Genomic DNA, 14,627 nt, shown 5'->3' on the forward strand with positions numbered 1-14,627 from the left:
CTGTCCGAAAACAGATTTAGTCGAAAAATACTTATTTTTACCCATCGTTATTTGAATTTTGCAACTCTAAATTACGATGTTTTTTAAGAAGCCATTAATTTGGCTTCTTTTTTATCGGACAACAATGTTTTAAAATTAATCTACTTTCTAAAAAAACAACATCTTTCCTTATGAACAGGAAAGTGTTAACCTGTCATTTTCTAAAAATAAACTTCCGTTAATGAAGTTACAGCCCCAAATTCCATAAATCTCTTTTCTCAGTGTGAATCTCGATTTGGAGTAATTCTTTCTCGAAATCGGTAATGAAAACTGTATATCCATTTAATTCTTCGGGACTCCGGATATTGTGCAATCGGTAATCTGTAATTTAATTTTCCGCATCCTGTTATTTTGGAGTATCAGAATCAGTGGATTTGCAGCTATATGCTAAATAAATTATCAATGAATAAAACATAAGCGTCTCTTCATTTCAGCTATTTTAGAATAAAAAAATAAACGGCTTTGAGGCAGTCTGTCAGAAAAAGAATCAATAGGGGTAACATTTAAAGTTAAGGCAAATAGAACCGATAAAGAAGCGCATTAAAAATGACTTGGTGGCTGAGTTGTTTATATTTATTTGGTATTACGATAAAATACGTATTTAGAAAAATTCTAATTAGTAAAAAAAAATACGTATCCAAGTGTTTTATATAAGTATAAATACTTATATTTGCGTAGTAATACTTAATTAAAGAAATCATGATTAAAGTAATAGTAGTTGGAAACGGGATGGTTGGTTATAAATTCTGTGAAAAATTTATAGCAAAATCAGGTCAGGAGAATTATCAGATTACCGTATTTGGTGAAGAGCCAAGGCGTGCTTATGATCGTGTACACCTGAGTGAATATTTTGGAGGCAAGACGGCTGATGATTTATCATTATCAACAACGGAATGGTATGAAGAAAATAATATTACTTTAAATACTTCTGAATTAATTACAGATATTAACAGAGAAGAAAAAACAATTCACACGCATTTAGAAAAAACACATAAGTACGATTACTTAGTTTTAGCAACAGGATCGTCAGCTTTTGTTCCGCCAATTGACGGAGTAGAAAAAGAAGGTGTTTTTGTATATCGTACGATTGAAGATTTGGATGCGATTATGGCTTATGCCAAAAAAATAAAACAAAGGGGTTGCACTGAGGCAGCTGTTTTAGGCGGAGGTTTATTAGGTCTTGAAGCCGCAAAAGCCGTTCGTGATTTAGGACTCAACCCGCATGTTGTAGAATTTGCACCGCGTTTGATGCCAAGACAATTGGATAAAGGAGCAAGTGATATGCTGCAGTCAAAAATTGAAGAATTAAATATTGGTATCCATCTTAATAAAGCAACGCAATATATCGACGGAAAAGATAGTATAACGGGAATGATGTTTGCCGATGATGAATTGTTAAAAGTAGACATGTTGGTTATATCTGCCGGAATCAAACCGCGTGATGAACTGGCCAGAGTTTCGGGTCTTGAAGTAGGTTTACGCGGTGGGGTTGTGGTAAACAATCAAATGCAAACATCAGATCCTTCTATTTTTGCTATCGGAGAAGTGGCATTATACAATCAAAATATTTATGGTCTTGTGGCTCCGGGTTACGAAATGGCCGATGTTGCTGCAGAGCAAATCTTAAATGGTTCTGGTTCTAAAACCATGAGGGAAACCATCGATATGTCGACACAATTAAAATTAATTGGTGTTGAAGTGGCGAGTTTTGGTGATCCTTTTATTGAAAATGACGAAGTAACCGCTATTATTTACGAAAATAAATTATCCGGAATTTATAAAAGGATTAATATAACTAAAGACTCCAAGACCTTGTTAGGAGGAATTTTAGTAGGGGATTCAAGTGATTATAATTCGCTTTTCCAAATTTACTACAACGGAATGGCTTTGCCTCAAAATCCGGAAGATTTGATTTTAGGGGCAAGAGATGGTTCTGAAGGCTCAGCGATGGGTGTAATGGATTTGCCTGATACTGCTGTAATTTGTTCTTGTGAAAATGTAACTAAAGGTGCTATCTGTTGCTCTATTTTAGATGAAACCTGCTCTAATCTTTCAGATGTGGTGAAATTGACCAAAGCAACTTCGGGTTGTGGAGGGTGTAAGCCAATGGTTTCTGATTTGGTAAAAGCAGTGCAGAAATCTATGGGTAAAGAAGTAAAAGATGTGATCTGCGAGCACTTTAGTTATGCACGTCAGGAGTTATTTGATTTGGTTAAAATCAATAAATACAATAATTTTTATGAGGTAATCGATCATCACGGAAAAGGTGATGGCTGTGAGGTTTGTAAGCCTGTAATTGCTTCGATTTTCTCCAGTATTTACAATGATACAGCTAATAAACATGTTACTACTCAGGATACGAATGACAGATTTTTGGCTAACATTCAAAGAAACGGTACTTATTCTGTTGTGCCAAGGGTGGCGGGTGGAGAAATTACTGCCGAGAAATTAATCGTAATTGGGGAAGTAGCCAAACAGTTCGATTTATATACCAAAATTACAGGAGCACAACGTGTTGACTTGTTTGGAGCACACTTAGATGATCTTCCTAAAATATGGAAAGTATTAATCGATAATGGTTTTGAAAGCGGTCACGCTTACGGAAAATCATTAAGAGCTGTAAAAAGCTGCGTAGGAAACGCATGGTGCCGTTACGGAATGGATGACAGTGCCGGTTTTGCCATCGAACTTGAAAACAGATATAAAGGAATCCGTTCTCCGCATAAATTAAAAGGAGGAGTGTCAGCGTGTATCCGCGAATGCGCCGAAGCAAGAGGTAAAGATTTCGGATTAATTGCTGTAGAAGGCGGCTGGAATTTATACATCTGCGGGAATGGTGGAGCTAACCCAAAACATGCTGTTTTACTGGCTGAACAAATTGACAAAGAAACAGTAATTAAATACATGGACCGCTTTTTAATGTACTATATCCGTACTGCCGGTCCGTTAATCAGAACATCAACATGGTTGGAAAAACTGGACGGAGGTTTAGATTACTTAAAAGAAGTAATTATCGAAGACAGTTTAGGTATCTGCGAAACTTTAGAAGCTGAAATGCAGACTTTGGTGAACACGTTCGAGTGTGAGTGGAAACAGGCTATTGAGAATCCAAGATTGCTGAAACGTTTCAGTCATTTTGTGAACTCGGATGAAAAGGATGATAACATTGCTTTTGTACCGTTAAGGGATCAAAAAATGCCAAAAGCGTGGTCATAATAAAGTCCTGATTTTAGAATAAGATATTAACGTTTGCTGTCCTCTTACCCTCTTTTTTACTGCGCCATCAAACTCTCTTGATTGTAAAGGGAGGGATAAGAACACAGATTTATAAATACAGCCAAAATGGAAGAAATTTTAAACCAATACGAAACTGTGCATCTAAGTGATGCCAAAATATGGTTCAAAGCCGGAAATGTAAGTGATTTTCCAACTAACCGTGGTGGTTGCATCAAATACAAGAACAAACAAATTGCCGTTTTTAATTTTGCACGCCGTAATGAATGGTATGCTTGTCAAAATGCCTGTCCACATAAAATGGAAATGGTATTGTCAAGAGGAATAACAGGTTCTACGGAAGATATCCCTAAAATTGCCTGCCCCATGCACAAAAAAACATTTTCATTAGCCGATGGTTCTAACCTGAATGGCGATGATTTAAAAATTGCAACATATCCGGTTAAAATTGTTGAAGACGAAGTGTTTGTTGGCTTTTTAGATTAATTATGTATATTTGAAAATATATTTTTAATAAAAATGAATACACCTTTCCAGAAAGCAAGTGAGTGGATTGATGCCGAAAATGCTCAGGATCCGAATATAGAAACAGATCAGAATATTGAATATCCAAAAGAGCTTTTATACTCCAACAGGATGTACGAAAAACTGATGCAGTTTTGTCCTGAAGCTTCAGAAGAGGTTCAGATTGCTTCAAAAGCTCAGCATATCTGCCGATGGAAAGTGGCCCGCGAATCCTATCCAATGGATCGTGTAGGATATCTAAGATGGCGGGAAGACCTTAAAAAATTTCATGCTAAAACCACTGCAGAAATTTTAGAAAAAGCCGGATACGATCAGGTTTTTATCGATCGTGTTTCTTTTTTAATCGAAAAGAAATTACTTAAAAAAGATGCGGAAACCCAATTGCTCGAAGATGTAATTTGTCTGGTATTCTTAGATTATTATTTAGAGCCTTTTGTTGAAAAACACGATGATGAAAAACTAAAAAATATCATCAAAAAAACCTGGGATAAAATGTCTGAAAAAGGACATCAGGAAGCCTTGAAAATCAGTTATTCCGAAGAAAATTTAAATTTGATAAAAGCATCTTTAGGGTTATAATCTGATTTTATATGAAATGAGCTAGAAGCGAATTCCATTTTCCTAAAAAACAAATATTATCTTCGAATGAAAAAAGGCAATCAGGAAGTTGCAGAAAAAATTACATTCAAAAATTTACGACGTTTGTATTTTTTTGCACTCTGGACTATTGCTATAACCATTATTTTAAGTCAGCTTTTAATTCAGTACAACTTAAAACAGCAGCTTAGCGATTCTAAAATTATCAATATTTCCGGAAAGCAAAGAATGTTGAGCCAAAGGATTACCAAAGAAGTTTTAATTTTAAATTTTGTTTCTGATGCTTCTCCAAAAAAAGAAATTGCACATGTTCGAAATGTTTTGTCACTTTGGCAAACCAATCAGAATGCATTAGAAAATGGCAGTGATAGTCTTGCTTTTCCTAGAGAAAAAAGTGAAGCACTTTCTAAATTATATGCAGAAATAAAACCGAGTTTCAATATTATAGTTGAGTCGGTGAATTTATTTATTTCAAATTTAGAACAAAAAAACAACGCTGTCGATAATCAAAAACTGGTGCAGAGAATTCTGAAAAACGAAGGAATCTTTCTTTCGAAAATGAATGAAATTGTAACCCAGTATGATAAAGAAGCACATGAAAAAGTAACCGAGCAACGTACAACCGAATATTGGATTTTCGGATTTACATTGCTGGTTTTGGTTCTGGAATTCTTTTTCATCTTTAAACCAACCAACAAAAAGATTGAAAGACTTATAGCCCAACTTTTATCATCTCAAAAGAAAGCTTTAAAACTGGCTTATGATACTGAAATTATTAGTGAAATAAAGGAGAACTCCGTAAAAGAATTAAAGTCGCTAAATTATGCGATGGAAAATACCTTACTCTATTGCCGTATTGCACCCGACGGCTCTATTATTCACGTAGGTGAAAAATTCGCCAAACTTTTAAATTATACCAAGTTTTCTTCGAATAAAACGTTTTCGCAGATCTTAACGATTGATGAAAAGGAACAGCTTAACATAGATCGTATTATTTTTGAAAAGCAGAGAAGCGGCTGGCAAGGCGAAATTAAAATCCTCAATCGTGAAGACCAGACAATCTGGCTCGATTTATCAATGGTGCCGGTAATGATTAAAAAGGACGAATTAGAACTTTTAATTGTTTGTTTTAATATTACTGAACGTAAAAAAGCGCAGCGGGAAGTAGAGCGTCTGAATATTGAAAATAGTACCGAAAAAATCAATCAGCAAAAGATTATTTCGAGTAAAATTGTTGAAAATCAGGAAAACGAACAAAACCGTATTGCCAAAGAAATTCATGACGGAATTGGCCAGATGCTGACCGGATTGAAATTTAGTCTCGAAAGTATTAATCTGGACGACAAAGAAAAATCGGCACAGAAAATTGAATATCTCAAAAAATTGTCACTCGACATTATTAAAGGTGTCCGAACGGCAACTTTTAATCTAATGCCACCCGAATTAAGTGACCACGGAATCGTTTCTTCAATCGCAAAACTGACTCAGGAACTTTCCAAGTTGACAGGAAAAGAAATTCTTTTTTACAATAAAACCGATTTTGATCAGCGACTTGATTCCTTAATCGAAATAAATATTTATCGTCTGACTCAGGAAGCAATCAATAATGCTATAAAGTATGCTGAATCAACCCATATTATCGTGCAGCTTTCTCACAGTGAAACCCTGTTGAGTATTATAGTCGATGATAATGGAAAAGGTTTTGATATGGCGGGCGTAGACAAAAAACGAAACAGCGAATCCGGAATGGGACTTTTATTTATGAAAGAAAGAATTCAATACATCAATGGTCGTGTTTTCTTCAATTCTATTCCTGGCGAAGGAACAAGGGTTACTTTTAATATTCCGATTTCAAAAATAGAAAATTAGGAAATGTTAACATACAAACCGATGCTTTAGAAAGTATCGGTTTTTTTATTTTGGCGTGACCACAAGGGTCGGGCTATCCGTTGCAAGTCCTCGCACTTCCTTTGTCAGGCTGCGGGCTTTCTACTTCAAATAAATTCACTGAACTCCGATTAAAATAAAATTTAGTGAAGTAATCCCTCACGCAAATCGTAAAACAATAAAATCTTCAGTACAATTTAAATCTGCCAAATCTCCAAAATCTGCGTGAGAATAAAACTCAATTTATTTATCTTTACTTTTCAAACTAAATCCAAATGAAGTCAAAAAACGACATTAAAAAAGGCTTAATTATTGCAGGATTTTTGATATCTTCAATTTTTCCCGTATTAATATTCTCTCACAGCTATTATATCAACTACCTTAATGCAATATGTTATTTTGGCGAATTTTGGAATTCATTTTTCTGGGGAATTATATTTCCTGTATTTGTAGTTTTTCTTTTCTGGAATTCATCAAAAAAACTTAGCTTTTTATTAAACCAAAACTCTCATATAAAAGCTTCCTTTAAATTTTCTTTTAAAGTAAGCTCAAAATTTGCTATAGCACTTATTACAATTTATCTAATACGAGAATTTGCCATGAGAGTATCTTTTGCATTTCTATTATATTATTACTCTATAATTATATTCTCGCTACTAATGATTTTATTTCTATCATTTCTATTAATGATTCTAACTTTTATAAGCAGTTTAATTATCATAAAAGCAAGCCAAAATACTCAAAATTTAAATCAGACAAAATGAAAATACTACTCCTCGGTTCAGGCGAATTAGGCAAAGAATTCACGATTGCCGCACAACGAATCGGAAAAACCATAATCGCAGTTGACAGTTACGAAAATGCACCGGCCATGCAGGTTGCCCATGGTTTTGAAGTGATCAATATGCTCGACGGCGAAGCCTTGGACCGAATCGTAGCCAAACACCAGCCGGACTTTATTGTACCCGAAATAGAAGCCATTCGCACCGAACGTTTTTACGATTACGAAAAACAAGGCATTACCGTTGTTCCTTCAGCGAAAGCGGCCAACTTTACCATGAACCGTAAAGCAATCCGTGATTTGGCATCAAAAGAATTAGGATTAAAAACCGCCAAATATCAATACGCAACTTCTGCCGAAGAATTGCAAAAAGCGGTTCAGGAAGTTGGAATTCCGTGTGTGGTAAAACCTTTAATGTCTTCGTCAGGAAAAGGACAATCGACAATAAAAACTCAGAACGATATTTTAAAAGCCTGGGAATATGCTGTTGCAGGTTCACGCGGAGATGTCATCGAAGTGATTGTAGAAGCTTTTGTTGATTTTTATTCAGAGATTACACTTTTAACCATTACACAAAATAACAACCCTACTTTATTTTGCGCTCCAATTGGCCATAGACAAGAACGGGGCGATTATCAGGAAAGCTGGCAGCCGGCTTTGATTGCCGAAAAAGATCTGTACGAAGCACAGGACATGGCCGAAAAAATCACGGAAGCCCTTGGTGGTGCAGGACTTTTTGGTGTGGAATTTTTCCTGACCAATGAAGGCGTTTATTTCTCAGAACTTTCTCCGCGTCCACATGATACCGGAATGGTAACTCTTGCCGGAACACAGAATTTCAACGAATTCGAATTGCATTTAAGAGCAGTTTTGAGTCTTCCAATTTTCGAAATTACTTTAGAAAAAGCCGGGGCAAGTGCCGTAATTTTAGCTTCAGAAGATTCAGTAAATCCAACTTTTACCGGAATCGAAAAAGTAGCAGCTTTACCAAAAACTGATTTCAGGATTTTTGGAAAACCAACATCCAGACCATATAGAAGAATGGGAGTCGTTTTAAGTCATGATTCGCTTTCGACTCCAATCAATGAAGTAACAGAACGCGCCAAAGAAACGGCGAAATTAATAACTGTAAATTCTTAATTATGAAAAATATTTTATTAGCAACTTTCCTTTTCATTGGAATTGCTGTTCAGGCTCAAAGCAAAAAGAAATTTGATAAACCAACCATAGTAGAAGCTTCTTGTGGTGAATGTCAATTCGGAATGAAAGGCAAAAGTTGTGACCTGGCCATTCGTATTGACGGGAAATCGTATTTTGTTGACGGAACAACGATTCACGATCATGGTGATGCCCACGCTGAAAAAGGTTTTTGTAATGCAATCAGCAAAGCCTTAGTTACAGGAGAAATAAAAGAAAATCGTTTTAAAGCGACTTCATTCACTTTAATAGACGAGAAAAAATAATGGCATTGATTCTTGAAAACATTGCTAAACATGTTTTGTTGACACCAGAAGAACAGGAACTTTTTTTATCTAAATTAGAAACGAACACTTACAAAGCCAAAACCATTTTACTGAATGCCGGCGAAGTCTGCAAACATTCTTATTTTGTAAATTCCGGAATTTTAAGAAGTTTCAATATTAACGATAATATAGTAGAGCATGTTCTGTCATTTGCCTGTGATGGCTGGTGGATGAGTGATATGTACAGTTATTTTTCTCAAAAACCGGGACAGCTTTTTATTGAAGTTTTAGAAAATGCTGAAGTGGTTTCACTTTCTAAAGAAAATCAGGAACAATTGTATCTTGAAATTCCAAAACTGGAACGTTTTTTTAGAATTCTAATTGAAAATTCGTTAGTTGCCAATCAACAGCGATTAATGGATAATTTGAGTTTACCTGCCGAAGAGCGTTTTGAGAAATTTTGTTCGAAATATGGAACATTGGTTCATAAAGTGCCTCAAAAACAAATCGCTTCCTTCATTGGGGTTACGCCTGAGTTTTTCAGTAAAATGAAAGCAAGGCTTTTGAAGAAGTAAGCTTTATATCATTGAATAAAATTGATTTCAGGGATTTTAAATTTTAATGGGGTCAAAAATAATTCATCCAACCGTTATTTATTGATTTTTATAACAGAAAGACTTCTTAGATAGGAAGAAGTCTTTCTGTTTAAATCTGTTTTATCTTATTTTTTTATCAATTTAATCGTTTCAACCTGATTGTTATCATAGGTTATTTTCAACAAATAAACTCCATTTGGAGAGCTATTTAAATTCAAATTGGTATTTCCTGTATTAATATTTTCCGATTTAATGATTTTTCCATTCAGATCATATACTACAATAGCGGCACGTGCATCAGTATTTAAAGAGAATATGCCATTTGACGGGTTAGGATAGACTGTTGTTTTTGATGAAAATTCAAAATGATCGTTATTTAAATTAGTCGAACAGGTATTTCCTGTTGTCACAATACTGGTTGCAGTCCAGTTAGAGGTATTTCCTGTAAGTGTAAAACCATCTAATATTCCTGTATAGGCATTGTTGCTGGCATCTGCGACTGTGGTTACTGTTGAATTGTTTCTATTATCAAGACCTTGGTTAAATTGGTAATACGCTAATAAATTAGTTTGTCCTGGCCCTAGTTCGCAATTCTTATTATTTTGAATTTCAGTTTGAGTCAAAGCTTTGTTCCAAACACGAACCTCATCCATTTGTCCCTTAAAAATTTCTCCATAGCCATTATATCCTAATATCATTGGTGCCACGCTTGTTGGCAAAGTATAATTGGATGGGGTTGGTGTGGTACCAACATTTACTCCATCAACATACAGTGTTACAGAGGTGCCATCAAACACCATTGCTACATGTTGCCATGTGTTTGGTATAACTGTTCCTCCTGTAACTACGTAACTACCAAAACCAATGAAACAATCAAATTCACCATTAACGGTACGTAAATCGAATTGAGTTGAAGATCCGTTACCGTGATTGGAAACAATAGTTTCTACATTTGAATCTCTGGTTGTTTTGATCCATGCCTCAACGGTTAATTTATTGGTATCACTCAATGTTGTAGAAATAGTGGTGTCGCAGTTTACTTTGTCATCTATTCCATCAAAATCCAATGCCGATGCATTCAGGTTTACCTCAATAGCCGTTCTTAAGCTTTCGCAACCTGAAACCGTTTGAGAGACATAATAGATGCCGCCGGTTATTGGAGATGAATTTGCTAAAGGTGTTCCTCCTGTAGGATCTGCATACCATTTTAAGTCGGTTCCAGTTGCGGCAATGTTGGCAACCGTAGCGTCTTTATTAAAAGTTTGTGGACTAGTGGCTGTAGGTGCCGAAGTTGTATTTATCATTATAACAACTGCATTTCTTGGACTTTCGCAGCTACCAATAGTTTGCGAAACATAATAGGTTGTTCCTGATGTCAATGCAGTTGTGGCACCCAATTCGTTTACTGATAGCAATGAAGAATACCATTTTATATTGATTCCTGTAGCCTTTAAATCAGCAACTGTAGCCGCCGTACAAAAAAATTGCGGACTTGTAACCGACAATTGTGCCGGACTCATTGTTCCGGTAACTACGCCTCCTGGTGTAACCCAGTTTGAGGAAGATCCAGTTAAGGCAAATCCGCTTAACGTACCGGTATTATCATTTCCACTGGTATCAGTCAGGGTAGTAATTGCTGTATTATTTGCAGCATGAATACCTTGGTTGCACTTGTAATAAGCCACCAATCCTACTTGTCCTGCAGGAAGTTCCCCATTCATATTGTTTTGAATTTCACATTCAGGTAATACTCTGTTCCAGATACGTACTTCGTCTAATTTACCTCCAAGTAAATTTGCAGTATCAAATGTACCAAGTCGTACAGCGTTTCCGCCAGTAAAAGGAGGTACAGAGGTATTGCTTGCCACTAAAACACCATTTTTATACATTTTCATTGTGGTCGTTGCAGCATCATAAGTCAAAGCAACGTGATACCATGTATTAGCTGCAATTGGAGTTGGGTCCTGCACTGCATTCCAGATACCATTGTGTCCTGCCGACAATCTGTTTCCATAATTTGCAGAGGGATACAGTGCGTGTTGCCCATCTGAGCCTCCCGAAATAAGATTGTTTTGGAGACTTAAATCTGATAAATAAAACCAGGCTTCTTTGGTATATGTTACAGGCATTATATCCCCCAGTTCCACATAATCATTGACACCATCAAAAGACAATGCACTTGCTGAAACCTGTCCTCTCGAAAAACTTGTGGTCAGCACAATGGCAAACAAAAGTATTTGATTTCTTAATAGAGTAATTTTTCTCATAGTTTTTCTTTAAAATGTTAGATTACAAAATTCTGGCAAATCCAAACGAATTCACGCAAGGGGAAACCCCTGAATTATTTATTTATAATTCAAATACTGATTCAAATAGATACATTTGTAAAAAAAACAATAAGGTTATGTCTAAAACCAATTATTTATTTCATGCTTTTCTTATTGCAATTTTTTTGCTTGTTTTTTCTTGTCAGAAGAATGAAACGAATGAAGTTTTATTTCAAAAAGAAGAACCAGTAAAGGAAGATGCCACAAAAGCCTGGTTGCATAAAGTGGAGCATTACAAGAAGGACAAAAATTATTTATCGGTTTTTCACAACTATTACAACGACAAAATAAAAGAAAAAAAATATTTGGAAGCAGCCGAAGTTTTAGATTTCGCCTGTGTATATCTTGCAGATTCTTATGACTTTAATGATCAGTTTATGACTAAAGTCAAAGAATTTGACACCAGATACAGACACAAAGTCCCTGAATTAAAAACCACTTTTGTAGATGCTTATCTTGCCAATTATTATTTCGACAAGTATAATTTAAAAAAGGCATGTGAGTACTTTAAAAAGATTACGACATTAGAGCCTGACGACTATAATAGCTGTTACAATATTGCCAGAGCTTACTACGATTTGTCCTATATTTATTATGTAATGGGCAAGCAAAATTTAAGTCTGCTTGCCAATCAGAAATCTTTTGAATATTTCAGCAAAATAGATAATCCTAAAGGTTTGGCTTTTGTTTATTCGAATTACGCTAATATATACACTGCCATTGGTGATAAAAAAAGAGCTATTCAAAATGCGGACAAAGCAATACAAGCGTATAAAAAAATTGACAATACCTATAATGTCTATATCGGTTTGATTAATAAAATTTCGATATATGAATATTTAAAGGACAAACGTGAAAGGCCATTAATCGATTCTGTTTATCAGGCTTTTATTAGCAGTAACGATGAAAGTAAAATATTAAAAATAAAAATATTTGACTTTAAGGCAGAAAATCTAATCTATGCCAACAAGTTGCCAGAAGCCAAAAAAATACTTACTGATTTAAAGCCCGTTGTTGAAGAAATAGATTCTGATGATTTAACTCAGGAATACAAATTAACATCTGCATTGTATGAGATAAAAAAGAATCCCAATTATTCCAATTTTGCAGATATAAAAAAAACATTACCCACTTTAATCAGCAATCAGCAATATGAAAAAGTCAATATGCTTTATGGAGTATTACAAAACAATGCTATTCAAAATAAGGACTATAAAAGTGCTTTGGCTTACGAAGTTGATAAGAGAATTATTGTAGACAGTATAGGAAACATAACGACAAGGATAAAAACGGTTGAACTTGAAAAAAAATATCAAACTGAAAAAAAGGCCCACGAACTAAAAATTAAAGAACAGACTATTACAAATAAAAACACAACAATTGCGCTCTTAGGTACCACTTTAATAGGTATCCTCTTCATAAGTTTTGCGTTCAATTTAACACAAAAACAAAAAAAATTACGTCTTGAAAAACAAAATGCCCAATTATATACCAAACAACTGCTGGAAAAAATAGAAGAAGAACGTAAACGTATTGCAAGCGATTTACATGACAGCGTAAGCCACGAACTATTGAGTTTAAAAAATTTCCTTGAAGGAAAAGCAGACGTTGCTAACCAAAAAATTGATGCTATTATTAATGATATCCGAAGTATCAGCAGGAATTTACACCCTATAATGTTTGATAAAATAGGATTAAAAGAAAGCATCAATCAAATGGTAGAACGGGCAGAATCTGTTAATAATTTCATGGTTACAGCCGAGATTGATTATGACAGTGTTTTATCTTCTTCCGATGAATTACAAATTTACCGTATTGTGCAGGAAGCACTTTCCAATATCATAAAATATGCTGATGCAATTGCTGCTAAAATTTCTATAACTGAAAACGAAAACAGTATTATCATTGAAATTAAAGACAATGGAAAAGGATTTAATGTAGAAGAAACTTTAAACAGTAAATCTTCATTTGGCCTGCATAATATTATAGAACGAAGCAGGGCTATTGGCGGGCAAGCTAATATCACATCAAATACAAACGGCACAATAATTACCATCGATATAAAGAAAGCTCAATGAGAATATTAATTGCAGATGACCATCCTTTTACCCTCTTGGGTACAAAAAGCTTTGTGGAATCTTATGGTTACAGAGTAGAAGATACCTGCTCTAACGGAATTTCGGCATTAAATTTAATTAAGTTACACTTGCCGGATATTGCTATTCTTGATATCAACATGCCGGGGTTGGATGGCCTTGATGTGGCCAAAGCAATACAGGAAAGTAAACTGAGAACCAAAATCATTTTACTGACTATGCATAAAGAGATGACTATATATAAAAAGGCGAAAGAATACGGAATTTATGGTTATATTCTAAAAGAACATGCTCAAACCGAATTAGAAAAATGTCTTCAGGAAGTAAAAAAAGGACATGAATATATCAGTGCTTTTTTGAAAGATGATTTAATAACAGATACTCCCAATGATAACAATGAACTGGCACATCTGACATTATCTGAAAGGAAAATTATTGAACTGATTACGCAGCAAAAAACTACAAAACAAATTGCCGAGTTATTATTTTTATCCGAAAAAACAGTTGAAGGCCACCGAAGTAAGATAATCGATAAATTAGGCTTGCCTAAAGAAAAAAATGCATTACTGATTTGGGCCATGCAAAATAGTAAAAAGTAAACGTCTAAAATCATGAAATCTTCCATTTTAATAATTGCTTTCTTTTTTATCAATTTTGGCAATCAGGAAACCGATAAGCTTAAAGGCAGTTATTATTTTATCTGCGAAAATGGATATTTTACAAACCAGAATGATAAGATTATATTTAAAGATAGTACTTACGCTTTTTCAAATAAATTTATTCCATCTGGAAAAATTTCGTATGGAAACAGCATTTTATTAGACAATTTCACCAATTCTAAAACCATTATCAGTATTCCAAAAAATCAAATTGAGAAAGATACCATGATTTTTTACATTCATGATAGAAATGGTTTTGTTATGAATTATTTGGATATTGCTGTCGGAAAAGGAAAATTTATAAAAATAAAATGATGCTGTTTTAATCTTATAAGATCTGGAAATTCTCTCTTTTTGAAGGTTCCTAATACTTCTGAAAATAAAGATTTCTAATGCAGCCCTGCTATACGCTATATCTATTGT

General features: G+C 34.6%; 11 protein-coding genes. 10 read left to right on the forward strand and 1 reads right to left on the reverse strand.

The window, feature by feature from the left end:
- Window positions 1-738 precede the first annotated feature (738 nt).
- The 7 genes from nirB to DMB65_RS08630 all read left to right on the forward strand — a co-directional run bounded on the left by nirB (window position 739) and on the right by DMB65_RS08630 (window position 9,101).
- A complete protein-coding gene (nirB, locus tag DMB65_RS08595) occupies window positions 739-3,255 on the forward strand; it encodes a nitrite reductase large subunit NirB (RefSeq protein WP_110306246.1) in 2,517 nt (838 codons plus the stop codon).
- A 126-nt stretch (window positions 3,256-3,381) separates the two neighbouring features.
- Complete coding sequence (nirD, locus tag DMB65_RS08600; RefSeq protein WP_110306247.1) at window positions 3,382-3,759, forward strand: nitrite reductase small subunit NirD; 378 nt, start codon at window positions 3,382-3,384, stop codon at window positions 3,757-3,759.
- 33 nt (window positions 3,760-3,792) lie between these two features.
- Entirely contained in the window at window positions 3,793-4,377 is a 585-nt protein-coding gene (locus DMB65_RS08605; protein WP_110306248.1) for a DUF4202 domain-containing protein, read from the forward strand.
- A gap of 66 nt (window positions 4,378-4,443) precedes the next feature.
- On the forward strand, window positions 4,444-6,264 hold the full coding sequence (locus tag DMB65_RS08610; RefSeq protein ID WP_110306249.1) for a sensor histidine kinase: 1,821 nt from the start codon (window positions 4,444-4,446) through the stop codon (window positions 6,262-6,264).
- 778 nt (window positions 6,265-7,042) lie between these two features.
- Window positions 7,043-8,203: a formate-dependent phosphoribosylglycinamide formyltransferase gene (gene purT, locus DMB65_RS08620; RefSeq protein ID WP_110306251.1), complete on the forward strand. Its 1,161-nt coding sequence runs from the start codon at window positions 7,043-7,045 to the stop codon at window positions 8,201-8,203.
- A gap of 2 nt (window positions 8,204-8,205) precedes the next feature.
- Entirely contained in the window at window positions 8,206-8,526 is a 321-nt protein-coding gene (locus tag DMB65_RS08625; RefSeq protein WP_110306252.1) for a DUF6370 family protein, read from the forward strand.
- Window positions 8,526-9,101, forward strand: coding sequence for a Crp/Fnr family transcriptional regulator (locus tag DMB65_RS08630; protein WP_110306253.1), 576 nt, complete (start codon window positions 8,526-8,528; stop codon window positions 9,099-9,101). Before DMB65_RS08625 ends, DMB65_RS08630 begins: the two co-directional genes overlap by 1 nt.
- Before the next feature lie 146 nt (window positions 9,102-9,247).
- On the opposite strand, the gene DMB65_RS08635 is transcribed toward DMB65_RS08630, so the two are convergent.
- Complete coding sequence (locus DMB65_RS08635) at window positions 9,248-11,389, reverse strand: LamG-like jellyroll fold domain-containing protein (protein ID WP_110306254.1); 2,142 nt, start codon at window positions 11,387-11,389, stop codon at window positions 9,248-9,250.
- A gap of 14 nt (window positions 11,390-11,403) precedes the next feature.
- Here DMB65_RS08635 and DMB65_RS08640 point away from each other — a divergent pair, with 14 nt between their 5' ends.
- Genes DMB65_RS08640 through DMB65_RS08650 form a run of 3 tightly spaced genes read left to right on the forward strand, consistent with a single transcriptional unit; the run spans window position 11,404 to window position 14,519 of the window.
- Window positions 11,404-13,527, forward strand: a complete 2,124-nt coding sequence (locus DMB65_RS08640) for a tetratricopeptide repeat-containing sensor histidine kinase (protein WP_110306255.1) — start codon at window positions 11,404-11,406, stop codon at window positions 13,525-13,527.
- Window positions 13,524-14,144 (forward strand): response regulator, encoded by a 621-nt coding sequence (locus DMB65_RS08645; RefSeq protein ID WP_110306256.1) that lies wholly within the window; start codon window positions 13,524-13,526, stop codon window positions 14,142-14,144. Before DMB65_RS08640 ends, DMB65_RS08645 begins: the two co-directional genes overlap by 4 nt.
- A gap of 12 nt (window positions 14,145-14,156) precedes the next feature.
- Window positions 14,157-14,519: a hypothetical protein gene (locus DMB65_RS08650; protein ID WP_110306257.1), complete on the forward strand. Its 363-nt coding sequence runs from the start codon at window positions 14,157-14,159 to the stop codon at window positions 14,517-14,519.
- Window positions 14,520-14,627: the final 108 nt, after the last annotated feature.

Origin of the sequence: Flavobacterium cheongpyeongense (genome assembly GCF_003202435.1) — a bacterium.
Classification (GTDB): domain Bacteria; phylum Bacteroidota; class Bacteroidia; order Flavobacteriales; family Flavobacteriaceae; genus Flavobacterium; species Flavobacterium cheongpyeongense.